Origin of the sequence: Novosphingobium sp. EMRT-2 (assembly GCF_005145025.1) — a bacterium.
Lineage (GTDB): Bacteria > Pseudomonadota > Alphaproteobacteria > Sphingomonadales > Sphingomonadaceae > Novosphingobium.
Map to the genome: position 1 here is coordinate 639770 of NZ_CP039697.1, position 25809 is coordinate 665578.

The 25809-nt window shown below is 65.8% G+C and carries 21 protein-coding genes; 10 read left to right on the forward strand and 11 right to left on the reverse strand.

The features are described 5' to 3' along the window. Window positions 1-7 precede the first annotated feature (7 nt). The gene (locus tag FA702_RS20795) at window positions 8-445 is read left to right on the forward strand and encodes a hypothetical protein (protein ID WP_210417670.1); all 438 of its coding nucleotides are present in this window, start codon (window positions 8-10) and stop codon (window positions 443-445) included. Here FA702_RS20795 and FA702_RS20800 read toward each other — a convergent pair. Genes FA702_RS20800 through FA702_RS20810 form a run of 3 tightly spaced genes read right to left on the reverse strand, consistent with a single transcriptional unit; the run spans window position 433 to window position 3674 of the window. Further along, the gene (locus tag FA702_RS20800) at window positions 433-1752 is read right to left on the reverse strand and encodes an MFS transporter (protein ID WP_210417671.1); all 1320 of its coding nucleotides are present in this window, start codon (window positions 1750-1752) and stop codon (window positions 433-435) included. The two genes, FA702_RS20795 and FA702_RS20800, sit on opposite strands and share 13 nt — an antisense overlap. Further along, complete coding sequence (locus FA702_RS20805; protein WP_136957973.1) at window positions 1745-2587, reverse strand: intradiol ring-cleavage dioxygenase; 843 nt, start codon at window positions 2585-2587, stop codon at window positions 1745-1747. Before FA702_RS20805 ends, FA702_RS20800 begins: the two co-directional genes overlap by 8 nt. Before the next feature lie 28 nt (window positions 2588-2615). After that, a complete protein-coding gene (locus tag FA702_RS20810) occupies window positions 2616-3674 on the reverse strand; it encodes a maleylacetate reductase (protein ID WP_136957974.1) in 1059 nt (352 codons plus the stop codon). 129 nt (window positions 3675-3803) lie between these two features. Here FA702_RS20810 and FA702_RS20815 point away from each other — a divergent pair, with 129 nt between their 5' ends. Next, a complete protein-coding gene (locus FA702_RS20815) occupies window positions 3804-4598 on the forward strand; it encodes an enoyl-CoA hydratase (RefSeq protein WP_136957975.1) in 795 nt (264 codons plus the stop codon). Window positions 4599-4654: 56 nt separating this feature from the next. Continuing rightward, complete coding sequence (locus tag FA702_RS20820) at window positions 4655-5587, forward strand: formylglycine-generating enzyme family protein (RefSeq protein ID WP_136958120.1); 933 nt, start codon at window positions 4655-4657, stop codon at window positions 5585-5587. A 7-nt stretch (window positions 5588-5594) separates the two neighbouring features. Here the strand turns inward: FA702_RS20820 and FA702_RS20825 are convergent, their stop codons facing one another. From FA702_RS20825 to FA702_RS20845, 5 genes are all read right to left on the reverse strand, one after another. Next, window positions 5595-7835 carry a beta-glucosidase gene (locus FA702_RS20825; RefSeq protein ID WP_136957976.1) on the reverse strand — a complete coding sequence of 747 codons (2241 nt, stop codon included), beginning with the start codon at window positions 7833-7835 and terminating at the stop codon, window positions 5595-5597. A gap of 50 nt (window positions 7836-7885) precedes the next feature. After that, entirely contained in the window at window positions 7886-9607 is a 1722-nt protein-coding gene (locus FA702_RS20830) for an arylsulfatase (RefSeq protein ID WP_136957977.1), read from the reverse strand. Window positions 9608-9672: 65 nt separating this feature from the next. After that, a complete protein-coding gene (locus FA702_RS20835; RefSeq protein ID WP_168196174.1) occupies window positions 9673-11973 on the reverse strand; it encodes a TonB-dependent receptor in 2301 nt (766 codons plus the stop codon). Between the two features lie 150 nt (window positions 11974-12123). After that, on the reverse strand, window positions 12124-13167 hold the full coding sequence (locus FA702_RS20840; protein ID WP_168196175.1) for a LacI family DNA-binding transcriptional regulator: 1044 nt from the start codon (window positions 13165-13167) through the stop codon (window positions 12124-12126). 233 nt (window positions 13168-13400) lie between these two features. Continuing rightward, entirely contained in the window at window positions 13401-14207 is an 807-nt protein-coding gene (locus tag FA702_RS20845; RefSeq protein ID WP_168196176.1) for a hypothetical protein, read from the reverse strand. 131 nt (window positions 14208-14338) lie between these two features. Between FA702_RS20845 and FA702_RS20850 the strand changes: the two genes are divergently transcribed. Next, window positions 14339-15838: a serine protease gene (locus tag FA702_RS20850; protein WP_136957981.1), complete on the forward strand. Its 1500-nt coding sequence runs from the start codon at window positions 14339-14341 to the stop codon at window positions 15836-15838. 33 nt (window positions 15839-15871) lie between these two features. On the opposite strand, the gene FA702_RS20855 is transcribed toward FA702_RS20850, so the two are convergent. Then, window positions 15872-16462, reverse strand: a complete 591-nt coding sequence (locus tag FA702_RS20855) for a hypothetical protein (RefSeq protein ID WP_136957982.1) — start codon at window positions 16460-16462, stop codon at window positions 15872-15874. Between FA702_RS20855 and FA702_RS20860 the strand changes: the two genes are divergently transcribed. Both FA702_RS20860 and FA702_RS20865 read left to right on the forward strand, forming a co-directional pair. Next, complete coding sequence (locus tag FA702_RS20860) at window positions 16461-17726, forward strand: hypothetical protein (RefSeq protein WP_136957983.1); 1266 nt, start codon at window positions 16461-16463, stop codon at window positions 17724-17726. The two genes, FA702_RS20855 and FA702_RS20860, sit on opposite strands and share 2 nt — an antisense overlap. A 52-nt stretch (window positions 17727-17778) precedes the next feature. Next, window positions 17779-18201, forward strand: coding sequence for a hypothetical protein (locus tag FA702_RS20865; protein WP_136957984.1), 423 nt, complete (start codon window positions 17779-17781; stop codon window positions 18199-18201). A 51-nt stretch (window positions 18202-18252) separates the two neighbouring features. Here FA702_RS20865 and FA702_RS20870 read toward each other — a convergent pair whose 3' ends face one another. Continuing rightward, window positions 18253-19680: a VIT domain-containing protein gene (locus tag FA702_RS20870; RefSeq protein ID WP_136957985.1), complete on the reverse strand. Its 1428-nt coding sequence runs from the start codon at window positions 19678-19680 to the stop codon at window positions 18253-18255. 35 nt (window positions 19681-19715) lie between these two features. Beyond that, the gene (locus FA702_RS20875; protein ID WP_136957986.1) at window positions 19716-20087 is read right to left on the reverse strand and encodes a helix-turn-helix domain-containing protein; all 372 of its coding nucleotides are present in this window, start codon (window positions 20085-20087) and stop codon (window positions 19716-19718) included. Between the two features lie 138 nt (window positions 20088-20225). Between FA702_RS20875 and FA702_RS20880 the strand changes: the two genes are divergently transcribed. The 4 genes from FA702_RS20880 (at window position 20226) to FA702_RS20895 (ending at window position 25491) form a co-directional block, all read left to right on the forward strand. Then, window positions 20226-20681: an ester cyclase gene (locus FA702_RS20880; RefSeq protein ID WP_136957987.1), complete on the forward strand. Its 456-nt coding sequence runs from the start codon at window positions 20226-20228 to the stop codon at window positions 20679-20681. Window positions 20682-20786: 105 nt separating this feature from the next. Further along, on the forward strand, window positions 20787-21191 hold the full coding sequence (locus FA702_RS20885) for a DUF2946 family protein (protein ID WP_168196177.1): 405 nt from the start codon (window positions 20787-20789) through the stop codon (window positions 21189-21191). 131 nt (window positions 21192-21322) lie between these two features. Next, a complete protein-coding gene (locus FA702_RS20890; protein ID WP_136957988.1) occupies window positions 21323-23350 on the forward strand; it encodes a TonB-dependent receptor in 2028 nt (675 codons plus the stop codon). Window positions 23351-23355: 5 nt separating this feature from the next. Next, a complete protein-coding gene (locus tag FA702_RS20895; protein WP_136957989.1) occupies window positions 23356-25491 on the forward strand; it encodes a TonB-dependent siderophore receptor in 2136 nt (711 codons plus the stop codon). The last annotated feature ends 318 nt before the right edge of the window (window positions 25492-25809 follow it).

Here is a 25809-nt window from a genome sequence, read left to right on the forward strand (position 1 = left end):
GCGGGGCGTGCGGCGACCGGTTGTCCTGCTCCCGTTGGCGCTGGTGTTCGGCGTCGCCGCGACCGGCACGGCGTCGGACGAGCGCGCGCACCGCGCCTGGGTGGACTATGCGCTGCACTGCCAGGGATGCCACTTGCCCGACGGGCGCGGCATGGCCGGCAAAGTGCCCGACATGCGCGGGCAGCTCGGTCCTTTCGCGGCCTTGCCGGGCGGGCGCGAGTATCTGGTGCGCGTGCCCGGCGTTTCCACCTCACGCCTCAGCGATGCCGACGTCGCCCGGCTGATGAACTGGCTGGTCCGCCGGATGGGGCCGATGCCGGCGGGGTTCGAAGACTACACAGCCGAGGAAGTGACGCGGCTGCGCGCGGACTGGCTACGGTCGCCGGGTCCGGTCCGCGCCCGGCTCAAGGCGGCAATGGCCGAGGCGCGGGTTCAGGCTCGCTGACCCGCAACGAAGGCGCGCAATGGCTTGCATCCGGGCGCGAGGATGGCCGCCGCGCCCACGCCGCCGACCACGGTCACCAGCGCGAGCGATCGCACGATCCCCGCGCCCGCGCCGAACAGATGGTCGTTTAGCAGGCCGATCAGTAGCGTTCCCGCCCCCGCGCCCAGCAGCGACGTACAGCAGATCAGCAGCGCCGAGACCCGCGCGCGCATGGCCGGCGGCGCGACGATCTGGACGAGCGCGCCCGACGGTGCGATGGGAAACGACGAAAAGAACTGTAAACCCGCCAGCAGCGCCAGGCCCGTGCCCGGCGAAGGCGCGAAGGCCAGCGCGCCGCCGAACAGCGCGGAACATAGCCCCCCGATCATGCCGACGCGCAGCGCGCCATCCCCCCGTCCGCTGCGGCGGTCGAGCAGGTCCATCAGCCAGCCGCTGGCATAGGCGCCGCCGCCGCCCGCGCAGGTCGCGATCAGGCCGAGCCATAGCCCGGCCTCGCGCGTGTCGAAGCCAAAGGCGCGGGTCAGCACGGCCGGCGCCCAGGCCAGCGTGCCGAACAGCGCCCAGCCGGTCAGGGCATAGCCGGCAAGGTGCGGGCCGAAGATCGCGCGATGCCGGCGCATCATGGCGAAGACCGCGCCGATGCCCGGCGGGGAGGCTGCCTGTTCCGCTCTCGCCGTAGGGCGAGGGTCGCGCACGGTCATGGCGACAATCAGCGCCAGTAGCAGGCCCGGCAGCCCCACGATCATGAAGCAGAGCTGCCATGGCCGCAGCGCCAGGCCCGCAATATGCACCGTGCCGTGCGCCGTCGCCGCCGCGATCACCGCGCCGCCCGCGACGAAGGCGAGCCCCGCGCCCACAAACGAGCCGAGCGAATAGACCGCCAGCGCCCGGCCCAACTTTTCGCGGGAAAAGAGATCGGCGATCAGCGATTGCGTGGCGGGGGAAAGAGCGCCTTCGCCCGCCCCCACCATCACGCGCGCGCCGAACAGCGCGGCGAAGCTGCCGGCAAGGCCGCAGGCGGCGGTGGCGAGGCTCCACACGGCGATGCCGGCGGAGATGACCGCCGGGCGCGCCATCCGGTCCGAAAAGCCGGCGATCGGCACGCCGAGCGTGGCGTAGAAGATCGCGAAGGCGAAGCCGTGCAGCAGGCCGAACTGGGTATCGCTGATGCCGAGATCGGCCTGGATCGGCCCGATCAGCAGCGACAGGATCTGCCGGTCGACGAACGACAGCACGTAGGCCGCCATGCAGATCGCCACGACATACCACGATGCGGCGCTGTCCTGTGCGATGGTCCGGTCACGCATGGGCCGGTGCCAGCACGAAATCGAAAGCGCAGCGCCACGGCGTCGCGGCATCGGGTGTGGGTTCGTAGTCCACGATCAGCGGCGCCTTAACGCCGAACACCGCATCGCTTTCCAGCCATGCGTCGCCGGCAACGAACGTATGCGTCACCAGCCGGTCGAAACCGGGCGCAGAGATGATGAAATGGGTATGCGCCGGGCGCCACGGATGCCGCCCGGTCGCTTCGAGCATCTGGCCCACCGGACCGTCATACGGGATGGGATAGGATACGGGCTTGATACCGATGAAGGCGTATCGTCCGTCCTTATCGGTTAAAAATCGACCTCGATTATTCCATTGTGGTTGTACGCCGGGTTGCTGAACATCGTAAAAGCCATCGGCGTTGTCCGACCATACGTCGATCTCCGCGCCGGCGATGGGCTGGCCGGCGATGTCGGTCACCATACCTTCGAACAGGCAGGCTTCGCCTCCGCCATCTAGACAGATGCTTGCGCCCATCTCCCGCACCGGCGCGCCGGCGACGTGGAAAGGCCCGAGCACCGTGTTCTGCGTGGCCTTGTCCGGCCGGCGGTTGTTGATCGCATCGACCAGCATCGATGCGCCCAGCACGTCGCTCAGCAGGATGAACTCCTGCCGTTCCGCGCTGCAGATGCGGCCGGTGGCGGTCAGGAAATCGATCGCCGTGGCCCATTCCTCGCCTGTCAGCTCGACGTCCTTGATGAAGGCGTGCAGGTGCGTGACCAGCGAGCGCATGATCCGGTCAAGGCGCGGGTCGATGTCCGCGCCCAGCCGGGCGTTGACCGCCTCGGCCGATTGCGCCTCCGTAAAATAGCTCATGCGCCTTGCTCCCTGATGATTGGCCCGGTCATGCCGGTTGCTCTCCCTGCCACGCCCGTGCCAGCAGGTCGCGGATCGGTCCGCGTTCGACCGGGCGCGGGTTGGGATAGGTGTTCTGCGTGGCCAGTGTGGCGGCGCGGTCGATATCGCTTTCCGCCATGCCGAGCGCGGCGAGCGAGGTTGGCGCGCCCAGGTCGCGCGCCAGCCGGTGCAGCGCCCGCGCGGGATCGTCGCCCAACGCTTGCGCCAGCGGGGCGAGTTCCGCCACCGCCGCCGGGGTGTTGTAGGCCAGCGCGTGCGGCAGGATCACGGTATGCACCTCCGCATGGGGCAGGCCGAAGCTGCCGCCCAGCGTGTGGCACAGCTTGTGGTGCAGCGACATCCCGACCGCGCCCAGCACCGTGCCGCACAGCCATGCCGCATAGAGCGCATTCGTGCGCGCGGGCAGATGCAGCGGATCGGCGGCGATGCGGGGCAGGGCTTCCACCATGGCGCGTGCGCCTTCCAGCGCCATCAGGCTGGAAACGGGATTGCGATCCGGCGCGTAGAGCGCCTCCACCGCGTGCGCGATGGCGTTGAAGCCGCTGGTAATGCTGGTCGGCAGGGGCAGGTCCAGCGTGAGATCGGGATCGTAAAGCACCAGATCGGGCAGCAGCCGGGGATCGCGCACCGTCGTCTTCATACCCGCCGCCGTCTGCCCCAGCACGGGCGTCACTTCCGAGCCGGCATAGGTGGTGGCGACGATCGCCTGCCGGCAGCCGGTGTGCAGGGCGATCGCCTTGGCTAGGCCAACCGCCGTGCCGCCGCCGTAAGCGAGCACGCCATCGGCATCCACGTCGCGAAATTCGGCGAGCGCGGCTTCGGTCACCTCGACTGGGGTGTGCATCGTGGCATGGGCGAAATGGCTGGCGATCCTGCTTTCGAGCGGTTCGGCAATCGCCTGCGCCTTGTCCCGCTGCCCCGGCGTCGAAACCAGCAGCAGCCGGCGGCAGCCGAGCGTTTCGATTTCCCCGGCAAGGTGTGCCGCGATCCCTGGCCCGAAGAGGATGCGTGCGGGCAACGTGGTATAGGCGAAGCGGTCGAGCATGGGCCTCCTGCGGGAAAGGCGCATGGTGGGCGGCGGCAGCAAGGCGCAAAATCGGTTTTTCGCAATCGCTGTACGCTATACGAAGCAAAATCCGGTATCGGCCACAACAGGATCGAGGATGCACGCAAGATGACGTCTGCCAGCCACGATGAACCCCTCGTCCTCGTGCATCGCGATCGGGGGCGCTTCGATCTGGTGCTCAACCGCCCGGCGCAGTTCAACGCGCTGTCGGAAGAGATGCTCGCGGCGCTGAAAGCCGAGCTGGCCGTTGTCGCGGCCGATCCCGCTGCGCGCTGCGTGGTGCTGTCCGGCGCGGGCCGCGCGTTTTGCGCGGGGCATGACTTGCGCCAGATGCGCGCCACGCCCGACATTGCCTATTATCGCGATCTGTTCGGTGCCTGTACCGAGGTGATGCAGGCCATCGCCGCCTTGCCGTTGCCGGTGATCGCGCGCGTGCACGGCATCGCCACGGCGGCGGGATGCCAGCTCGTCGCCAGCTGCGATCTCGCGGTCGCCTCCTCCGAGGCGCGGTTCGCCGTTTCGGGGATCAACGTCGGCCTGTTCTGCTCGACGCCGGCTGTTGCGCTCTCGCGCAACGTGCCGGCCAAGCGCGCGTTCGAGATGCTGGTGACGGGGCAGTTTATCGATGCGGCCACGGCGGAGAGCTGGGGTCTGACCAACCGGACCGTCGCGCCCGGGGATCTCGATGCGGCGGTAGATGATTTCGTTCGCACGATCATGGCCAAGAGCCCCGCCGCGATCCGCCATGGCAAGGCGCTGTTCCATGCCCAGCGCGAACGCCCGAGCGCTGATGCCTATGCGCTGGCTACGGAGGTGATGGCGCGGAACATGATGGAGGAAGACGCCGGCGAAGGTATCGACGCCTTCCTGCAAAAGCGGGCGCCGGTATGGGCGGGCGCTTAGGCGTGGCGATGGGGAAGGAAGAGCGTTTGGAAGCCGTGGCGGACCGCTACGCGGGGATGGTTGCCGTCCCGGCTGGCACTTTCACGATGGGATCGGAAGCGTTCTATCCGGAAGAAGCGCCGCTGCGCCGCGTGAAGGTCGATGCCTTTCACATCGACGAGACGCCCGTGACCAACCGCCAGTTCGCGCGCTTCGTGGAGGCAACGGGGCATGTGACGCAGGCCGAGATCGCGCCCGATCCGAAGGACTATCCCGATATGTTGCCGGGCATGGACCGCGCCGGATCGCTGGTGTTCCGCAAGACGCGCGGGCCGGTGGATATGAGCGCGCCGGGCAACTGGTGGCACTTCGAATTCGGGGCGGACTGGCGCCATCCGCTTGGCCCCGGCAGTTCGCTGGACGATCTGGACCTGTGGGACCACCCGGTCGTGCATGTCGCATGGGCGGATGCCGATGCCTATGCGCGCTGGGCGGGCAAGGATCTGCCGACCGAAGCCGAATACGAATATGCCGCGCGCGGCGGCCTGGAAGGCCGCGAATACGCCTGGGGCGACGAGCTGGCGCCGGGCGGGCAGATGCTGGCGAACTACTGGCAGGGCCTGTTCCCCTTCGCCAACCAGTGCCTGGACGGATGGGAGCGGACCTCGCCGGTGCGGTCCTTCCCGCCCAACGGCTATGGCCTGTACGACATGATCGGCAACACCTGGGAATGGACGCGAGACTGGTGGAGCGACCATGCGGCGCAGGTCGATCTCAAGAAGCCGAAAGGCTCCTGCTGCACGGTTTCCAACCCGCGCGGCGGCAAGCTGAAAGGCAGCTACGACCCGGCGCAGCCGACGGTGCGGATCGGGCGCAAGGTGCTGAAGGGTGGATCGCACCTGTGCGCGGCGAACTATTGCCAGCGCTACCGCCCGGCGGCGCGCCACCCGGAAATGGTCGATACCTCCACCACGCACATCGGCTTTCGCTGCGTGGTGCGCGCGGGCTGATCGGCGCCTACCAGCGCCGTGGTTTCATACGCACGGTGACGACCGGGCCGAGCGTGTCCGCGTTTTCACCCAGTGCGAAGCCGTAATCGCCGCCGGCGATGGACCATGCGCCGTTCTTCCAGTCCGCCAGCAGGCGCGGATCGATCGCGACCGTGACCGGTTGCGATGCGCCGGCCGCCAGATCGACGCGCGCGTAGCCCACCAGACGCTGCCGGCGTGCACCGGCCTGCGTGACCATGTAAAGCTGCCCCACCGTCGCGCCGGCGCGCTTGCCGGTGTTGGCGACCGTGAACGTGGCCGTCGCGCCGTCGGTCTTGAGGCGGCTGGCGGCGAACGTGGTGTAGGACAGGCCGTGACCGAACGGGAACAGCGGCTTTTCACCCTTGCGGGCGAACCAGCGGTAACCAAGGTCGGAGCCCTCGATGTCGTAGTTGGCGACAAGGGCCATGTCCGCGTGCGGCGGATTGCCGGTGAAATCGGGTTCGAGCACGTCGAAACCATCGACCTTCTCGCGCGGAAGCTGCTTTTCGGCGGCCGGGAACGTGATCGGCAGGCGGCCTGAAGGATTGGACTTGCCGAACAGCACGTTCGCAATCGCTTCCGCGCCCCGTGCGCCCGGATACCATGCCTCGATCACAGCGGCGGTCTTGCCAAGCCACGGCATCAGCACCGGCCCGCCGGTTTCGAGCACGACGATCGTATTCGGATTGGCGTCCGCCACCGCCGCGATCAGCGCGTCCTGCCCGTTGGGCAGCGTCAGATCGGGCTGGTCGAACCCTTCGGTCGACCATTGCGTGGCGAACACGATCGCGACATCGGCCTGCTTCGCCTGCGTAACCGCTTCGGAGATATAGCGGCCGTTGCGATAGGTAACGGCAGCGTCGCCGGCTTGCGCCTTGATCGCCTTCAGCGGAACGGAGCGGTGATAGGCCTCCTGTATGAAGGCCGCGAAGCCGCTACCGCCGCCCAGCGGGATCGATACCGCCGGCCCGCCCTGGCCCTGCACCTGGCTTGAGCCTGCGCCCGAAACGACGCCGGTGTCGGCGTAGCCGCCGATGACGGCGATCTTTTTGGCCGAAGCGGCAAGCGGCAAGGCCCCCCGTTCGTTGCGCAGCAGGACGATGCCCTGTTCGGCGGTATCCTGCGCGATCCTGCCATGCGCATCGAAATCGATCTTGCCGCCGGGGCTGACGGGAAATTTGTCCAGCCCGTTGTCGTAGATCGCCCAGAGCACGCGGCGGTTCATGTCATCGCGCCGCGCGGCCCAGGCGGGCTTGGTGGCGGCTGCCTCCGCGAGCGGGCGATCGAAGAACATCGCCTTGTCGAGCTGTCCGCCCGATTGCTGGTCCAGCCCGTTCATCGCCGCCTGAAGATCGGGCACCGCGCCCCAGTCCGACATCACGAAGCCCTTGTAGCCCCAGTCGCGCTTGAGCACTGTGTTCAGCAGCCAGTTGCTGGAACAGGCCGGGTCGCCATTGACCTTGTTGTAGGCGCACATCACCGAGCCCGGATTGCCGATCTCGATGCCGAGCTGGAAGGCCAGCAGATCGCTTTCGCGCGCGGCGCCTTCGGAAATTCTGGAATCGACGAACTTGCGGCCGGTCTCCTGCCCGTTCAGCGCGAAGTGCTTAATCGTGGCGATGATGTGGTTCGACTGGATGCCCCGGATCGCATGGCCGGCGAGCGTGCCGCTGAGCAGCGGGTCTTCGCCGAAATACTCGAAGTTGCGGCCGTTGCGCGGATCGCGCATCAGGTTGACGCCGCCGGCCAGCATCACGTTGAAGCCCTTGGCGCGCGCTTCGGCGCCGATCATCGCGCCGCCCTGTTCGATCAGGGCGGGATTCCAGGTCGATGCCATGGCGAGGGCCGATGGCAGCGCGGTGGCTCCATCGCGGCGCAGCCCGAACACGTAGGCCACGCCAAGGCTGGCGTCGGTTTCCTTGAGCGCGGGAACGCCCAGCCGGGCGATACCGCCGACATAGCCGGCGCCGGGAATGGCATCCGCCGGGATGGGTGGCGGAGTGGCGCCGACCGGCAGCGGCATGATCCCGTGGGTCAGCACGGACCTTTCGTCCTGCGTCATCTGCCGCAGCGTCGCTTCGGCCCGGCGCAGCGAGTCTTCGCCGGCCTTGTTCGGTGCGGTGGTGCCCTGTCCGGTGGAGGGAGCCTGATCGCGGGCGGCGACCGTTGTGGCGGCCGCGGTGCCAAGCAGGACGGCAAGGCCCGCCTTCATCATTTTCCTGGTCATGCTTCCTGTCCCCCGTTTCTTGTCGTACCTGGCCGTGGCGTAGCCACCAATCATTCCGGCCGCCGGTCGAACATGTCCGAATACCGGCACGTCAGCGCCCCCGGTTGCGCCAGAGCACCGCTGCCATACATGGCCCATTGCGCATCCCACAGCCTCTTCATCTCGGCAACCTTGGCCGGATAGCGCGACGCGAGGTCCGTGCTTTCGGAAAAGTCGTTGTCGAGATCGAACAGTTCCCAGCGGTCGTTGGCATAGGGCTGGTCGCAGTCATGCAGCGCCACGGCGCGCCAGCGGCCGCTGGTGATCGCCCGGTTGCCGCGCAGCTCGAAATACTGCACCTGCCGGCCCGGCGCTTTGCGGCTGCGCACCGTGGGGAGGAACGATGTGCCGGCGACCGGGATTTGCGGCACGCCTTCGACGATCATGTCGAAGCGGGCCTGCGCCGCTTCCAGCAGCGTGGGCGCGATATCGATCACGTCGACGAATTGGCGGCGGATTGCGCCGCCATCGTGGACCATGCGGGGCCAGTGGAAAATCATCGGGGTGCGCGTGCCGCCCGAATAGGGCCACAGCTTGTAGCGCCGCAGAGGCGTGTCCCCCGCCATGGCCCAGGGGCGGGGATATTCCGCCTGCGTCTTGCCGGTTCCCAGTTCGTCGATGCGGGCGCGCTGTTGCGCCGGCGTGACCGTATTGGCGCGATAGAGGCCGTCGAAGAAGCCGGCTTGCCCGGCTTCGGAAGCCGCGCCGTTGTCGGACAGCAGCACAACGATCGTGTTGTCGAGCGCATTCCGGTCGCGCAGGGCATCGAGCACCCGCCCGATCTGCCGGTCGCAATGTTCGATGAAGCCCGCATAGACCGCCATGTACCGGGCGAAGACGGCCTTTTCGTCTTCCGACAAATCCGCCCACGCGCGATCACGCGTTTCCCGCGCGGGCAGCAGCGTGTTTTCGGGGATCAGTCCCATCCGTTTCATGCGGACGAAGCGCTCCTCCCGGATCGCGTCCCAACCCTTTGCGTAAACCGCGTCATAGGGGGCGGAATATTCGCGCGGCACCTGGATCGGCGAATGCGCCGTACCGAACGCGAGGTTCAGGAAGAACGGCGCGGCCGGGTTCCGGTCGAGATGGTTCGAGACGAGGCCGATCGCCTTGTCGGCCAGGTCCGCGGAGAGGTGATAGCCCTCCGGGAAATCCCGTTTCAGATAGCCGTTGTTCTCCACCAGTTCGGGTCGATACTGGTCCGTCCAGCCGCGCGGGAAGCCGTAGAAATAATCGAAACCACGCTGCAGCGGCCAGTTGTCGCGCGGGGCGTCCGCGCCCAGCTCGGCCATCGGGATCATATGCCATTTTCCGATCGCCCAGGTGGCATAGCCCCGCCGCTGCAAGGCCTGCGCCATGGTCTGCGCGTTGCCCGGCAGGCGGAACAGGCGCGCCATCTGCGGATCATCGGGGGTCACCGCCGCGACATCGGGCACATCGGGCATGTTGACGGTGTGCGCGTTGCGCCCGGTCAGCATCGCGGCGCGCGTGGATGCGCACACGGCCTTGGTATCGAAATGGACGTAGCGCAGGCCCGTCTTGGCGAGGCTGTCGATCACCGGCGTGCGGATTTCGGAGCCGAAACAGCCGATGTCGGAATAGCCCACGTCGTCGAGCACGATCGTGATGATATTGGGGCGCGGCCCTTTGCCGGCTATGGCCCGGGCGGGCGCGGTCCCCAGGGTGGTCGTGGCGAGGAGCGCGCTGACGAAGTGACGTCGGGAAAGCTGCATGGGTCAGGCGTTCCTGCACGGTCGGGGAGCGCCGGCGCATCGGCCGGCACTCCCCGCGTTACGGATCAGAAGTGAACGGCCGCTTCGACGCCGAACGTGCGGAAGGCATCCGGGGTCAGCAACTGGGTATAGCCGGCGCCGGTTGCCGAAGTATCGAGCAAGCCGGTGCCGATAAGCGTGGCGAAATGCTTGTTGGTGAGGTTCTTGCCGAACACCGCAAGGCTGTAGCGTCCGTCCTGCGTCTCGATCGACAGCCTGCCGTTGAGCAGTCCGTAGCCAGGCTGGACGGTGTTAGGATCGCGGAAGCTGAACAGCGTGCGCGACCGGTAGGTGAAGGACAGGTTTGCGCCGCCGCGCAGATTGTCGCCGATATCCTTCCGGTAGCTGGCGTTCAGCGAATAGGCCCACTTGGGAGCGTTGGTCAGCGCCTGGCCCGTCACGTCCTGCCGGCCGGTCACGCAGCCGAGCGCGGCGGTCTGCCCCGGATAGCAACTGACGATCAGCCCGCGTACTTCCGTGTCCGTAAACGCAAGATTGCCCGAAAGGCTGAGGCCGTCCATCGGGCGCAGGATCGCCTCGATTTCGGCGCCCTTGGTCACGAGCTTGCCGGCGTTGGTCAGCTGGAACGAGGTGAGTATTGCGCTGTAGGTCTGCGCCTGAAAGTTGGTGAAGGTTTCGTAGAAGCCGGTCGCGTTCAGCGTCAGCTTCCGGTCGAACAGCGTCGTGCGCACCCCCACTTCCCAATTGCGCGCTATCTCCGGCTTCAGCACCGCCAGCCCCGCGTTCACCGTCGCCGCCGTCAGGTTGTTGAGCAGGTTGAGCGCCGGTCCCTTGTAGCCGCGGGTATAGCTGGCATAGGCCATCACATCGGGCGAAGCCTGATACTGGATGCCGAGCTTGTAGCTGAAATCGGTGTCGGTGGCCTTCAGCGTGGGGGTGACATAGGCCGGCCCGCCCAGGCTCGGCATGGCGGCGATCGCGCCTGGCAGCACCGTGCGGTTGAAGTGCGCCACCGCCTGTTCGGATGTCAGGCGGAATCCGCCGATCAGCGACAGGGAGTCGGTCAGATGGCCAGTGAGCTGCCCGAACGCGGCCACGTTCTTCGTGGTAATGTCGCGATCGACCTGGTTGCCGAGATATTGCCCGGCAGGCAGATTGACCGTCAGATTACCTTTCACCTGCGTGCGCGTGGTGACGTCCTGCCAGAAATAGTAAAGGCCGAGGACATATTCGATCGGCTTGCCGGCCGGCGAGGTCAGCCGCAGTTCCTGCGTGAACTGCTTTTGCTTTTGCAGGGCGTTGTTCAGGCTGACCACGGGCAAGGGAACGAGATCGGGATCGTTGTTGTCGAACACCCGGAATTCGCGATAGGCCGTGATCGAGGTGATCGTCTGGCCGCCGAGTTCCGTGTTGATTTCGACGGAGGCGCCGCCGGTCTTCTGGCGGTTGAAGTAATCGCCATCGATCGTCACCTGCCGGTTGATCGGCCCGAGGGCCTGGCTCGCCAGCAGCGCGGCGCGAGTCTGGCCGTTGTAGTAGGTCGTGGTCGGCAGCACCGAGCGCACGGTCGAGGTGCAGCAGTTGCGGTTGCTCTCGCCGTAGTCGCCGATGACATAGATCGAGGTAACGTCGCTCGGCTTGAACAGCAGTTTGCCGCGCAGGCCCCAGCTGTTGTTGCCGTTGAGCTTCTGGCCGTTGACGGTGTTGGTAATGATCCCGTCGGCAGTCGAGCGGAAGCCCGAGAGGCGCAGCGCCGCGCGGCCCTGATCCAGAACCGCCGATCCGGTGGCCTTCAGGCGAACGTCCTTGAACGTGCCGTAGCTGGCCGAGGCCGAGAGGGAGGACGTGTCCAGATCGGGCTTGCCGGTGACGACGTTGAGCGCGCCGGCCGACGAATTCTTGCCGAACAGCGTGCCTTGCGGGCCGCGCAGCACTTCGATGCGTTCGATATCGTTGAAATCGAAGAACGAAGCGGCCGACCGGCCGATGACCACGCCATCAACCACGGTCGAAACCGACGGCTCCACGCCGTCCGAGAAGTTGAGCGTACCGATGCCGCGGATCGACAACCCTTGCCCGCGCGTGTTGGCGCTGTTGGTGAAATTGATCGAAGGCGAGACCTGCGAAAGCTGCTCCAGCCCGCTGATCCGGTTGTCCGCCAGCACGGTCGATGACAGCACGGCAACCGAAACGGGCACTTTCTGGAGGCTCTGTTCGCGCTTCTGCGCGGTCACCACGATCTCGCCGCTGGCGGCTTCTCCATCCGCGGCCGCGCTGTCCTGAACCTGCTGCGCATGCACGGACAGAGGCAGCGAGATGGAAAACGCCACGCTTCCGAGCGACAGCATTGTGCGGCGATAATTCATGACACCCTCCCTTGTCTGACCGAATTGAGATCGGTCCGATTCCGTTTGCCCCAGGACGCAAAGCGATTCGGGACAACGTTGTCCCGAACGCATAGTGTCGCGCAAAATCGGCGTCAACAGCGGACGGACTTCCGGGAATCTCTGTGGCTGTCAGCGCGCCACAGGTGCCAGCGATTGGCGGGGCACCAGTTCGTAGGGCATGGTCACAACCCGGTCCCATGTCACGCCGTCTCGCGTGTCACGCTTGATCAGGCTGTTACCCGCCAGACGGGCAATTTCGATCGTCGATTGCCGCACCGTGGCGATCCGAGGCCAGGTATGAGCGGAAACGGCAAGCCCGCCGAAACCCACCAGCGACAGCTGACCCGGCACGTCGATGCCCCGTTCGATGGCGGCCGCGAGCACCCCGGCGGCCATTTCGTCGTTCGCGGCAAATATGGCGGTTGGACGTTCGGCCAGAGCCAGCAGTTCGTGCCCCATCTCGAAGCCCGAGGTGAACAGGAAGTTGCCCTGCCGCACCTCCACACGGGTGCCTGCCACGCTGCCGACGATGTCGAGAAAGCCGATCTTGCGTTCGCGCTGGGCCGTATGGCTTTCCGGGCCGTCGATAAAGCCGATCCGCCGATGCCCCATTGCGAGAATGGCTTCTCCCACGTCGTGCGCCGCCTTGTTGTTGTCAATGACGAAGCACAGCCCCCGGTCCAGATCGAGGCCGGGATTGATCCGCGCAAACGGAATCCCCGCGTGATCGAGGAGGTCGAGCACCCATGCGATATCGCATAGCGGCGGCACCAGGATAACGCCGTCCAGCTTTACCAGATCGAGAAAACGGCGCAGCATTTCTCCCGACATCCGGGCCTCCACGGAGGAGATGTTCTCGATGACCAGATGATGTTCTGCTGCATGGCACGCCTGCAGCAAACCCAGTATTACGTCTGCAGCATAACTCGGCATGTGATGATCGGGTTCGGAAGCGTGGAGGATCTCCGTATGCGATCCGATGATCAGTCCGAGGGCATGGGATTTGCCCCCGCGCAGCAAGCTGGCGGCCCTGTTCGGCTTGTAGTCGAGGTCCCGTATCGCCTGTTCAACGCGATCGCGCAGCTCTGCAGCGACGGTCGGAGCCCCGTTGAGAACACGGGAAACGGTCTTGAAAGACACGCCGGCGTGTTTGGCGATGTCGACAATGGTCACAGACCGTTTCAAGCATTCCCCCTGAGCACCTGCCGCAGAATAGGTTCACGGTTCAGGCGGCTGCTCCGTGAACGCCAGCCGCCTTTGCCGTGCCCACCACGGCAGAGGCCATGGCCGGAGGGCAATTACTCCAGAGCGGTCGGGATGGCCAGTGACGGATGATCGCCGCTGCGGGGGGCGTCATCCCTTCAAACCGCTGCGGCAAGATTGCCGTGAAGCAATTTGGCCCAGGCTCACCGTTTTGCGTACATGATCCGCAGCGTGGCGAACAAACGGCTGATGGCTTCGGCATTGACGACCGGTTCGTTGTCGCTGCGGCGCGCATAGGTCGTCATGAGAAGTCGCTTCGTGCTGTTCGCGGTCATAGCACATACGCCGTCCCGCGAGACGCTGACCGGCAACGCCATGCACCAAAAGGCGGGGCCTTCCCCCTTGCTGCCGGTTCGTGCCGCGACGCCGATCGGAGTATCGACGAGCTTGCTGGCTTTCACTTCCAGCATTGTTGCGGCGTCGTCAGGGGCGGTATTGGCGGCGACGACCGGCGTGTCGTACATATAGACGTCTATGGCCGGCGCGCCGGCGTAAACGATCCGCGAACGGGCGATCCAGTCGGCGCTGCTGGGAGGATCGAGCTCCACTTCCTGCCGGGTGACGCGTTCGGCCCCATTGCCGCTGCCCACCGGCGGAAGCGTGCCGGCGAGAGCGCGTGCGGTGAAGGCACGCTTCCCGCTCGACGCCCCGACGGTTGTCTGGCGCACGCCGGCAGAGGAACCGCCAAGAGTGCCGAGCGCTTCCTGGGCAAGGTCCACCGTGCGATTGTAGCTATCCTTGTCTTTGCCCAGGTCCAGCTGGCCTAACGACATTGTCGCGCCGGTATCAGGCGCCGGAACACCATGCCCCCCTGTTTCGGCGGGATGGCTCTCGTTCGCGGCAACCGTCGTGTTCCCGGCATTGGACGAGGGGTGGCAACCCGCCAGCAAGGCGATTGCGACGATGCTCGGATACACTCTCATTTCGATCGCCCCATTTTCTTTGGACAAATATATTGTTATAAGAATGCATAGCGCTCCGCAAGAGGAAACAGGGCGCTTCACACAATTATGGCTTGCGCGCCGACTGATCCGTTGGAACAAGGAAAGCTATCCACGACCGCGCGCTTTCGGGGGTGAAAATGCGGTGGTTCAAGCAGATACTCGCGTTCCTGTCGCTCTCGGTGATCGCGATCCCCGCGCTTGCCGAAACCGATCATCTGAAGCGCAGCGTCGTGCGGGTGGTCACGCTCGCGCAGACAGCGGACGGTGTCGTCGTTGTCGGCCATGGCACCGGCTTCGCGGTCAGCCCGAGCGACATTGTGACCAACGCCCACGTCGTTGAAGACTATCTCCAGCTCAAGGCACAAGGCACCCCGGCTGCGCTGTGGGTCATCCCGGCGCGCGGCGGAAAGCCGCTCGATGCCTCCGTCAAGGCTTTCGACCGCGACGGGAACGATCTGGCGGTGGTGAATATTGGCGAGGCCACGATTCCCCGCGCCACGCTCTATGGCGGTTCGATCAGCGGCGATCTCGAGGCCGCCGCCCTTGGCTATCCCGGAAACGTCGATCGCGCGCGCAGCGTTGGCGCGGACGGCACCGTGAGCCCGAGCGCGCCCGAAGTGCGACGCGCGCAGATCACGTCGGTTCGCGACAGTGGCGCGCCCTGGAACGTGGACAAGGGCGTCCTGGTCCACGATCTCGCCACGGCGCCCGGCGACTCCGGCGGGCCGATCTCCGATCTCTGCGGCCGCGTGTTGGGCGTCAACGAGTCCGGTACGAAGACGGGGGAATCCGGAGCGAATTTCGGCTTCGCGATTACCGGCGCGGATCTGCGCGCGTTCCTGGACGCCAACGGCATCCAGTATGCCAGCACCATGCAGCCGTGCCTGAGCGACCGGCAGGCCACGGAACGCCAGGTCGATGCGATGTTCGCCGCCACCAATGCCGCCATGGCCAAGCTTCGCGACGCCGAGGCGGCCGACAAGGTGGCCGAGAGCATCAGGCGCGGCAAGACGATCCTCTGTGCATTGGCGCTTCTCGTCGTGGCCGCGCTCGCGGCCTGGCGCTGGCGCAAGGACGATCTGCGTGGAGCCGCCATCTTCGGCACGTTTGCGGTGGCGGCTCTGGCCGGCATCGTCATCGTTCAGCGTTCCCAGACCGCTGCCGCCGCACCCAACGTCCTGGCGGACACCGGCGACGCGACCTGCGCACTGGACGATCAGGCAAGCCGCATTGTCTTCGACACCGATGACAACAACCGGAAGACGGTCATCTCCCTGCTTGCCGGCCAGTGTTACGGGTCGGGGCGCAAGCTGTTCGCGCGCAACGGCGACGTCCTGACAAACGTCAATATCGATTCCGCGGACGAGAGCGTCTCGGTGTCATCGATCGACAAGGCGTCAGGGCGCTTCGAGTATCGCAATTATCTGCTCGAAAGTGAGCCTTTTGCGGCCGCGAAGGCGGCGCTCGAGAAGACGCCCGTGCAGGTCTGCGATGCGAGCGGCAAAGGCGGCGATCCCGCGCTGGCAGCCCGGCGCGTGAGCGAGGTTAGCGCGCTGCTGCCCAAAACCCCCACCGAGACGATCATCTGGAATTGCAAGCCCGATTCCAAAAATCCGCCGGCGAAATCTCGCGCGTGAGCGCCAACTTCGCCGGCATCGGACAGATACGACTCATCCGAGCGGCAGTCCGCGCCGCCGCAATTCCGCTTGGATCGCGAGGCCGGTGGAGCACAACGCCCCATCGTCCCCGGACGGGCTCCTGAATCCCTCGTATTCGGACCATTGCGCACGCAAGTCCGCGTCGCTCCAGTCGGCTATCATCGCGTCGATGTCGAGCGGCCGATACAGCGGTTCGAACTCCAGGGGCGTTCCCCACTCTCGGCCGTCATCGTCGAACAACGCTTGCGCCAACCCTTCGGTCAGCGTGCAGCGATGTGCATAGCCTTCCGCAGCGGCTTGATCCCGGAACCGCGGTGCATCGGGAAACAGCACGCCGGCTGCCACCTCGAGCCGCGCTGCCTCGCAAAGCCGGACGTCGATGGAGCAGGGAAGGAGGAGTTCCAGTCCGCCCCAGCTCGAAACGAAGAGGCCGACCGCCGCGCGGGTTTCGATGATCCTGACGAAATAGAGATGGGCACGCTCGCTTGCCAGATCGTGAACGCTTTCCATCCCGTCCTCCATGACTCGTGACTGCGTCTTTATGACATATACATTGTAAAAAGAAACAGTGCCTGTTAAAATGCTCGCGAAGGGATCGGGCATGATGCGATTCGGATGGAAATCACTGGCGGCAATACTCCTCGTGCTCATTGTCGGCGCGTGCGGTTCCGCGAACAAGGCGGACCCGGCGACGAACGCCCCGAATGCGATCGAACACGCCTCCTCGTCGCAAGACCTCTCCGATCCGGTGGACAATTGCGTCGCCACGCCTGCGACGCAGGAGGCGCTGGCGGCCGATGACACGCGGTGGCAACAGTTCGATTTCTGGGTCGACCGCATGCGCAGGGGCGTCGCGCGCCCGGCCGACAAGGGTGACCTCTCCGGGATCCAGCATTTCTGCGGCGCTTGGTCGGTGGTCGTTCGCCAACCCGGCGCGGACACGCCGTCCGGGATCATTGGCCTGCGGATCGCGGGGGATGGCAGCTACATCGCCATTGTCCGCGATGGCCTTGCCGACGACAATTACGCGTTTCATGTCGATCGCGGACAAATCGCGGTCAGCGACAAGGGATTGCGTTTCGTCTCGGCGCAGAACTGGAACGACGAGGGCCAATGGTTGCCGGTGACCGGCGGCGGCATGGTCGCGATGATGCAGCAGAAAATCCTCTGGTTCCGTCCGATCGGTCCCAATGCCCGCCGGCAGGTCGACACGGTCTTCCGGGCGGTTGCCTCCACCGACAAAGGCATGACGTCCGACGTCGCGCTGGCGATGGCCGTGGCCAAGGCCTGGGCGTCGGACGCGGAACTGCGCGCGCTGGAGGTGCGGCCGCATGACGGCGACTTCGCCAGTCCCGTCATCGTGCCCAGCTTCTATTCGCCAAGCAAGAATGCGACGATGGTAATGCTGTTCGATCCCGCGGCGGGCGAGTTGCCGGCGGGCAAGACCTATGCGGGCGACGCGACAGGCACCACCAAGGCGATTCCCGTCGATGCGATGGCTTTGCCTTCGCTTGGCGGAGGTGGCCGGGATGATGGTCCGGCGGTGCTGCGCTGGTGGGGCGAGGGCGCATCGGCCCGGCTGTGGTGGGTGTTTACGCGGCCGATGGTCGCCAGCGGCCGGGGCGACATCTGCTACGATGTGACGCAAGGCGGGCAACGCGATTGCCGGGCGCTGTTTGGCGATGACGTTGCCGATTACGAGCGGCGCGTGGCGCAGGTGATCGCGGCCCGGCGCCGCGCGCAGTCCCGCGCTCCGGCGAGCAGAGGCGATCGCGCTCCGTTCGTGCTGCGGCCTCCGTGCAGCGCATCGTTTCTGCAGCCGGGCGACGTCTGCAACGACTTCGGCACCGACAAGACAGTCCAGTGACGCATGAGATGCGTAACAGTGGTAGCCCGAAATGCCCTTGAGAGGAGGTCTCATGACCGGATTGTCCAGGATCGCCAGTCGTCTGTTTCCGCTGTTGTTGGCGCTTCTGGGCGTCGTGTGGTTCCTCGGGGCCGAGCGACAGGCGGTCGAGAGACATTGTTATGCCGTCGATGCCAGCAAGCGGGAATCGTTTGGGCCGATCGACTACATTGTCACGGGGTGGGACTGGCCCGTCCACTGGATGAACGGCACCCGCGCGCAAGCCATTCCCTGCAAACCCGGCGTGGCAGGCCTTGGTGAAAGCGCGATCAGGGTGCCGAAGGGTTCGATGGTCGGGAATGCGCTTGAGGGAAAGGACGGAGAAATCGCTCCTGGCGAGTTGTCCGGATCTTTGCCCATCGGCGATCCCTCGTCCTCGGCGCTCGGCCCGGAAGCGCGGGCGGTGCTCGAAAAGCGGCTGAAAGACCAACAGTAGCGCTGGCCCCGGCCAATCCGAGCAGCAGGACGCCCAGGTGGGCGGCCCCCTTCACGCGCCAAGCCCCATCTCGTATGTTAGCCGTTCGAACGGCAGTGGCGCCCGGTCGGGGAAAAGGTGATCGAGCAGATCGAACGATGCTGTGCCGGCAAGGATGGCCGCGCGCGCAAGCAAGGCGATTGCCAACTGGTCCGCGCCCAGGGCCAGCGTGGCGGCGGTCGAGCGCACCGCTTCAAGGTCTGCCACCTCCCGGATGAGGATTGCCACCGGGGTGGGCAAATGGTTCACGTCGGCTGACCGCAACGCCAGCACGCCATCCTGCGGCCAGAGCACCAGCGGCGACGCCTCGCGCAGCCGCGCGCCCAAGTCGCGCGGATTGTTGCTTGGCGCGCGCCGTATCTCCTTCAGCACCTTCCGGTTGCGCCACCAGTTGCCCAATCGCACGTGCCATGGGGGTAACGCCTTGACGTCCGGCCAGCGCGGCGAAGGACGCCGCGTGCGGCCGGGATGCGGGAAATCCCCCTCCGGAGCGGCGGGGCGTGCATCCGGCTCGATCGCGGGTGCCGCGGGCGGCACCGCCTGGATATCCGGCGAGGCATCGACGAGCGCGAGCTTGCGCATTGCCGGTAGCACGCCGGTGGCTTCGCCGTCCGCACCGAGGAAGACGAGGCTCGTCTCGCCGGTCAGCAAATTGCCCTTCAGCGCCAGCTCGCGTATGCGCGCGCGGTCGGAGGGAGCGGTCGAACCGGTGAGTGCCGCGATTTCCCTGGCCATGCGAAGGCCCATTTCCGCGCTGACGTCGTCGGCCGACCAGTCGCCATCCTTGCTCTGGAAGCCGGGTGGGATCACGATATCGAGCATCAGCGGCGCGGTGCCGATTGGCTGCACCGCTGGCAGGTCTTGCCCGTCGCACCGTACCCGGATCCCGTCCGCGCCCTCGATCTTCAGCGTGATCGGGTGCGCCATGCCGGTCTGGCGGGGAGACACGTGATCGGGGAGCGCGGGCACCCGGAGATCAGGGTCGACACCAGGACAAAGGCGGACGCTGGCCCCGCTTTCGCCCAGGCCGATAACGCTCTCGCAGGTCAGCGAAACGACTTCGCCAGGGCGCACCCCCGCCACGGACAGAGCGCGCCAGCCATGCTTGAGGTCTTCCAGAAGGATCGCCCGGTTGCCGTCGACGGCGGCACCGTCATAGGCCGTTTCGGCCCGGCGCCTTGCCCTGGCCTGGGCGACCCAGCGATGTTCGCCGATCCGGACCGTCACGCCATGGACGACCTCGTCGGTCAGCGCGGGTGGCATGGTGAGGACGGCCTCAATCGGTACGGCCTCGTGATTGGTGAAGGTGCGGGTGATGGTCAGCCGGGCGATCGGGGGAACGAGGCGCAGGCGTATCTCGGTGCGGTCGAGCAGCAGGGGAGGCCGTGGCGCCGCCGCCGGCCGAAAGAGCGGCATCAGCGGATCGATCAGCTTGTCCATCGTCGTGCCTCCTTGCGCGTTGACGGCCCGGCCGTTCAGCCGGCTGCCCGCTTGCGCGCTTTCGGCGCGTTCCCCGTGAACGCTTCGCGCAGCCTCGCTTCGGTCCGCGTGATGATCTCCTCCATGTTCGCCTCCCGGCCGATCAGATCGGGTGCGATGACGAGGGTCAGGCCGTCCATCACCGGCACCGGCACGCCCTCGCGCGCGTCCAGCAACAGGCGGATCGCGGCATTGGGGAAACCAAGGCCCTTCAGCCGCTGGAAGCGCCGGATCGCCTCGACGTGCGCGTCCCCATATGTCGCATAAGTGCGGCCACCCTCGGGGGAGGGAACGAACCCTTCGGAAATCAGGAAACGGATCTGCCGGATGGTGGCGCCGGTGATGGTCGAGAGTTCATCGAGCTTCATGCCCCTCTTTTAACATTATATTTGTAAAAAACAAGAATCCGTTGATCGATTGTCGCTGCATGCACCTCTGCCGGAGCGGCTTCTGCTCTCAGCTAGGGCAGGTATAGGAGTCTGCTGGCAGGGTGCAGGGAGCGGGATATGCGCGACGACACAATTAGCGAAACGCCGGAGGCCAAGAAGGCTGTCTTCCGGCGTCTGGTGGAACTGTATGCGCGCGCCGATGTGAACGCGTTAGAAGGCCTGATGGACACGCACTACGTCGGACACACTGCCGCCGGTCCGCGTGACTGGAACGGGTTTCGGCAAAGCATTCTCAACTTTCACGCGCTGTTCGATTATGTGGAGGACTCTTTCACCGTTGAGGACCAGTTTGTTGACGGTGACACGGTCGCGACCCGCATGACCGCCCATGTGCGCAATCGTGAAACCGGGAAACCCATGACCATGATGGGTATCAACCTTGCGGTGATCAGGGGTGGGAAAATCCATGAGGAATGGAATACCTGGGAAGTGATGGCATCGGTCGCGCAGGGCCATGGCAGCGGCCCGGACAACGGTTCGCTCTCGATTCGCGGGGCGCCGAAATCGACATGATCCCGCTGGCGTGCGGGCAGGCACCAAGGCGGGTGAAGCGACGTGTTCGCCCGGCGCTTTCACTTATTGCATGACAGCGCCCCGCAGGCGCTCTAGACGCGCGGCGTGTTCCTACTTCGTCGCCTTGCCCTGAACCATCGCGCGCTTGCTGGCGCGCTGATCGCGCTGGCGATGATGATGAAGGTGTTGGTGCCTGGCGGCTTCATGCCGGCCTACGAGCATGGCCACATCGTGATTAGCATCTGCTCGGGCTCTGCGCCCATGAGCATGGTGATGGCCATTCCCGACGTCGATCATGGCAAGCCGGGGCATGACGAGTCCCAGAAGCCCGAACATCCCTGCGCCTTCGCCGGTTTGACGGCCCATTCGCTGGCGGCGGCCGATCCGGTTCTGCTGGCGCTGGCGCTGGTGTTTGCCATCGCGCTTGCGCTGCGCCCCATGGCGCCGCCTGTCGCCAGGCAGCGGCCCTATCTTCGGCCGCCTCTCCGAGCGCCTCCGGTCCGTCTCTGACATCGCACCACGCATGACCAGCCCCCGGCTGTGTGCCCCTTGTGGCGCGCGCCGCGTGCGGATGCACCTGCCCTGAGACCGCATGGCGCGACGTGAACGTCGGCGCCCGCATCCCGGAAAGACCGTTTCCCATGAAGATATCCTACCTCGCCTTGGCCGCGAGCCTTATCGCCACGCCCGCGCTTGCGGAAAGCCGCGGCGCCGACGACGCTGACACCTCGCGTGCCAACGACATCGTTGTTACCGCCACGCCCGACCGGCAGCAGGCAACCGTCATGATCGACCGCATCGCCGGCGCGGTGGAAATCGTGCCGGACAGCGCGTTCAGGAACACACCGGTCCAGAATATCAAGGATATCCTGAGCTACGTTCCCGGGGTCATCGTTCAACCGCGCATGGGCGATGATGCGCGCGTCTCGGTCCGTGGGTCGGGATTGTCGCGTGCCTATGGCAACCGTGGCATCGCCATGCTGATCGATGGCATCCCGCTCAACACGTCGGACGGACTGCTCGATTTCTTCGAGATCGATCCGAGCGCTTACCGCTATGTCGAGGTGTACAGGGGCGCCAACGCGCTGCGCTACGGATCGAATGCCCTGGGCGGCGCGATCAATCTGGTGACGCCGACCGGCCACGATGCCGCGCCGCTGGAAGCGCGCATCGATGCCGGCAGCTTCGGTTATGTGAAGGGCCAAGCCAGCACGGGCGGTGCATCGGGCGATCTGGACTACTTCGCCACGATCTCCGCCCAGCGGATCGATGGCTATCGCGCGCACAGCAACGGTGATGCGCTTCGCGGCAATCTCAACATCGGCTACCGCCTCTCGCCCGATGTCGAGACGCGCTTCTATGTCTATGGCGCAAGCACCAATCAGCATATACCCGGCGAAGTCAGCAAGGCGCAGGCGCTCAACGCGCCGCGGTCGGCCAACCCGGTCTGGATCGCGCAGGATCAGCAGTGCAACGTGGATTCCATCCGGGTCGCCAACAAGACCACGGTGCGCATAGGCGAAACCAAGGTGGACGTGGGCGTCTTCTACAACCATCGCCATGTCGATCACCCGATCTACCAATATCTCGACTTCACGGTGGACGATTACGGAGGGTTCGTGCGCGCGGTCGATGATCGTACCATCGGCGGTCTGCGCAACCGGCTGATCGTGGGCGCCAACATCCAGAACGGCACGATCGACACGCATCAATATGTCAATGTCGCGGCCACCAAGGGCGCGCTGACCGCGTCGATGGTCGACAGGTCGAAGAACGTTTCCGCCTATGTCGAGGATGCGCTCTACGTGACGCCGCAGGTCTCGCTGATCGCCGGGCTGTCCTACCTTCACGCAAGCCGGAACCGGCGCGACCAGTTCCTGGCCGATGGCGATCAATCCGGCCGCAGGAGCTATGATCTGTGGAGCCCGCGCTTCGGCGTGCTGTGGGATGTCACGCCGGCCACACAGGTCTATGCCAATGTCTCGCGCAGCGCCGAGGTACCGAGCTACGACGCCAACGTCATCACCACACCAAATCTGAACGCGCAGCGTGCCACCACCTACGAGATCGGCACGCGCGGCAGGCACGGAGCGATCGGCTGGGACGTTTCGCTGTATCGGTCGGAAATCCGGAACGAACTGCAGTGCCTGACTACCGCGCCCTGGGCGCCGTGCAGCATCATCAATGCGGGCCGCACCGTCCATCAGGGCATCGAAGCCGGCCTTGACGCGGCACTGCCCGTCTCGGCCTTCGTGGCCGGCGACAGCCTGGCGCTCACCGCCGCCTACACCTACAACGATTTCTTCTTCGATGGCGATACGACCTATGGGCACAATCAATTGCCCGGTGTGCCGAAGCATTTCCTGCGCGCAGAACTGCTCTACAAGCATCCTGCCGGTTTCTATGCTGGCCCGAACGTCGAATGGGCGCCGGGGCACTATTTCGCCGACAATGCCAACAGCCTGACGGTCGATCCCTACGCCCTGCTGAACCTCAAAGCCGGTGTCGACATCGGCACGCGCTGGTCGCTCTACGTCGAAGGGCGCAACCTGACCAACAAGACCTACATCTCGACCGTGGCGGTTGCCGGTGCCGCCACGGCCGCGTCCGAGCTGTTCAACCCGGGGATCGGGCGCGCCGTCTATGGCGGCATCCGGTTCGCATGGTGACCGGCATGACCAGGACCACCCGTCGCATCGCAGGGGCGGCATCGCTCGCCCTCATCGCCGCCACCAACCTTGTCTCGCCCGCGCCCGCGCAAGCCGCCGAAAGCGAGACAGCGCCAAGCTGGACCAACGATATCGTCGTGACGGGCCAGCGTGGAAGCTATGCCCAGCCGGACACCAGTTCGGCCACGCGCACCGGCACGCCATTGATCCAGGTGCCGCAATCCGTGCAGGTCATCACCCGGACGCTGATCCAGGAGCAGGATCGGCGGACGCTTGGCGATGCGCTGGCCAACGTCTCGGGAGTCACGCCGACGCGATCGGAAGAGCAGTTGCTGATCGCGCCGCTCGTGCGCGGCTTCCCCGCAGAGGTCTATCTGGACGGGTTGCCCATCTATGCCGGCAACCAGCAAGCCTTTGATCCGACCAGTCTCGTCGGCGTCGAACGGATCGACGTGCTCAAGGGGCCAAGCGCCACGCTTTACGGCGGAGGCCTGGGAACGCCGCTTGGCGGCACGATCAACATCGAATCCGAACGCCCCGATGGCAAGCCGGGTGGCTATGTGGCGATGCGGGGCGGCAGTTTCGCGACGTGGAACCCCTATGCCGACATCAACGTGCCGCTCGCGCCAGGCATCGCCGCGCGGGTGGCGGCGGAGTACCAGCGCAACGATAGCTGGATCGACAAGGTTCGCGGGCGACGCTGGTCGGTGCAGCCAAGCCTGTCGTTCGAGATCGATCCGGCAACCGATCTGCTCCTGCAGGCGCAATTCAACGGCCGCAGCCAGCTTGAATATTCGGGGCTGCCCGCCGCACAGGCACTGGCCGGACAGATAGACCGCAATGCCTTTCCCGGTTCGCCCACCGGTCAGCCGCTCACCACCAACGACAACCGGATGGGGCAGGCAACGCTGCGCCACAGCTTCCGCGAAGACGTGAAGCTGACAGTCAGTGGCCGGTACTATGACAGTTCGATCCGCGAATACGGCAGCTTCGTCGATCCGGACTTCTTCCCGCCGGACTCCGCCTCGCCAACGGTCTATCCGATCATTCCGATCACCATGATCACCGATACCCGCGAGGTCACGCTCGACGCCAATCTTTCGGCCAAGGTCGGCATGCTCGGCGGATCGCACACCTTCCTGATCGGCGCCGACTACGATTGGACCCGCTTCTCCAGCAATATGGGCCTGTTCGTCAGCAACACGCCAGAAGGCACGATCGACCTCGCCAATCCGGTTTATGACGTGGTCTATACGCCGCAGGTGCCGGTCAACTATCTCCAGACCGACCATTACCGCACGCTGGCCTTCTATGTGCAGGATCAGGCGACGTACGGCCGGCTGCACCTGACTGGCGCCTTGCGCTACACCGCGCTCAACTTCCGCGAAGTCAGCAACATCGGGGTCGCCAACGACGAGACATACCACCGTCTCTCCCCCCGGATCGGCGCCACGTTCGACCTTGTGCCGGGTGTCGCGCTGTTCGCGGGCTACGCGACCGCCTTTCGCGCGCCGTTCGGGTTCGTCGGGCTGGGCGTGCCGAAGCCTGAAACATCGCGCAACGTCGAGGCGGGGATCAAGCTGGCGCTGCCCAAGGCGGGGCTGTCGGGCACGCTCTCGGCCTTCGACCAGACGCGCAACAACGTGGCCACGGCCGATGTGGCCAATCCCGGCTTCTTCATCCAGGCCGGACGCCAGCGCGCGCGGGGCGTGGAGGCTGACCTGGTCTGGGAACCGACGCCGGCCTTCTCGCTGCTTGCCAGCTATGCCTATACCGATGCCAAGGTGACGGCGGACAACGCGATACCGGTCGGCGACCTGCTGACCCGCGTGCCCAGGAGCAGCGGCCGCGTCGCCGCGCGCTACCGGATATTGAACGGCCCCGCCAAAGGCCTGGCGTTCGGCGCGGGCGTTACGGCGCTCGGCGCGCGGCAATTGACGCTGCCCAATACGCTCGCGGTGCCGGGCTATGCGCTGATCGATGCGCAGGCCGCCTACGATATTGGCCGTTTCACGATCCAGGTTTCGGCAATCAACCTGGGTGGCCGTCGGGCTTTCGATACCTACCAGTATTTCGGGAACCCGCTGGTGATGCCGGTGCAGCCGCGATCCGCCTATGTCACGTTGAAGGTCAGGCTTTAGGCCATGGCCGCGCTGGTGAGACACCTGACGCGATATTCGGGCTTCGGCATGGCGTTTGCGCTCGCGGCATCGGCCGCCATGGCGCGAGCGCCATCAGATGGATCGGTCATTGCGCTTTACCCTGACGGTGCGTTGGAATCGCTTGGCGTCCCGGAGGTGCGTCGGCAGGTTGACGGCGAGACCATGGTCTTCAACGTCAGCCAACCCACGCTCGAGCTGTTCCTCCCTGCGGCCGGATCGTCGAACGGTGCGGCGGTGATCGTCGCGCCGGGCGGCGGCTTTGTCGGGCTGGGATATGATGCCGGAGGAACGGCCGTC

What these genes read in the sequence shown, in the direction of transcription:
- FA702_RS20800 (WP_210417671.1), bottom strand. Translation starts at nt 1,752, where the DNA reads ATGCGTGACCGGACCATCGCACAGGACAGCGCCGCATCGTGGTATGTC.
- FA702_RS20805 (WP_136957973.1), bottom strand. Translation starts at nt 2,587, where the DNA reads ATGAGCTATTTTACGGAGGCGCAATCGGCCGAGGCGGTCAACGCCCGG.
- FA702_RS20810 (WP_136957974.1), bottom strand. Translation starts at nt 3,674, where the DNA reads ATGCTCGACCGCTTCGCCTATACCACGTTGCCCGCACGCATCCTCTTC.
- FA702_RS20815 (WP_136957975.1), top strand. Translation starts at nt 3,804, where the DNA reads ATGACGTCTGCCAGCCACGATGAACCCCTCGTCCTCGTGCATCGCGAT.
- FA702_RS20820 (WP_136958120.1), top strand. Translation starts at nt 4,655, where the DNA reads ATGGTTGCCGTCCCGGCTGGCACTTTCACGATGGGATCGGAAGCGTTC.
- FA702_RS20825 (WP_136957976.1), bottom strand. Translation starts at nt 7,835, where the DNA reads ATGACCAGGAAAATGATGAAGGCGGGCCTTGCCGTCCTGCTTGGCACC.
- FA702_RS20830 (WP_136957977.1), bottom strand. Translation starts at nt 9,607, where the DNA reads ATGCAGCTTTCCCGACGTCACTTCGTCAGCGCGCTCCTCGCCACGACC.
- FA702_RS20835 (WP_168196174.1), bottom strand. Translation starts at nt 11,973, where the DNA reads ATGAATTATCGCCGCACAATGCTGTCGCTCGGAAGCGTGGCGTTTTCC.
- FA702_RS20850 (WP_136957981.1), top strand. Translation starts at nt 14,339, where the DNA reads ATGCGGTGGTTCAAGCAGATACTCGCGTTCCTGTCGCTCTCGGTGATC.
- FA702_RS20860 (WP_136957983.1), top strand. Translation starts at nt 16,461, where the DNA reads ATGATGCGATTCGGATGGAAATCACTGGCGGCAATACTCCTCGTGCTC.
- FA702_RS20855 (WP_136957982.1), bottom strand. Translation starts at nt 16,462, where the DNA reads ATGCCCGATCCCTTCGCGAGCATTTTAACAGGCACTGTTTCTTTTTAC.
- FA702_RS20865 (WP_136957984.1), top strand. Translation starts at nt 17,779, where the DNA reads ATGACCGGATTGTCCAGGATCGCCAGTCGTCTGTTTCCGCTGTTGTTG.
- FA702_RS20870 (WP_136957985.1), bottom strand. Translation starts at nt 19,680, where the DNA reads ATGGACAAGCTGATCGATCCGCTGATGCCGCTCTTTCGGCCGGCGGCG.
- FA702_RS20875 (WP_136957986.1), bottom strand. Translation starts at nt 20,087, where the DNA reads ATGAAGCTCGATGAACTCTCGACCATCACCGGCGCCACCATCCGGCAG.
- FA702_RS20880 (WP_136957987.1), top strand. Translation starts at nt 20,226, where the DNA reads ATGCGCGACGACACAATTAGCGAAACGCCGGAGGCCAAGAAGGCTGTC.
- FA702_RS20890 (WP_136957988.1), top strand. Translation starts at nt 21,323, where the DNA reads ATGAAGATATCCTACCTCGCCTTGGCCGCGAGCCTTATCGCCACGCCC.
- FA702_RS20895 (WP_136957989.1), top strand. Translation starts at nt 23,356, where the DNA reads ATGACCAGGACCACCCGTCGCATCGCAGGGGCGGCATCGCTCGCCCTC.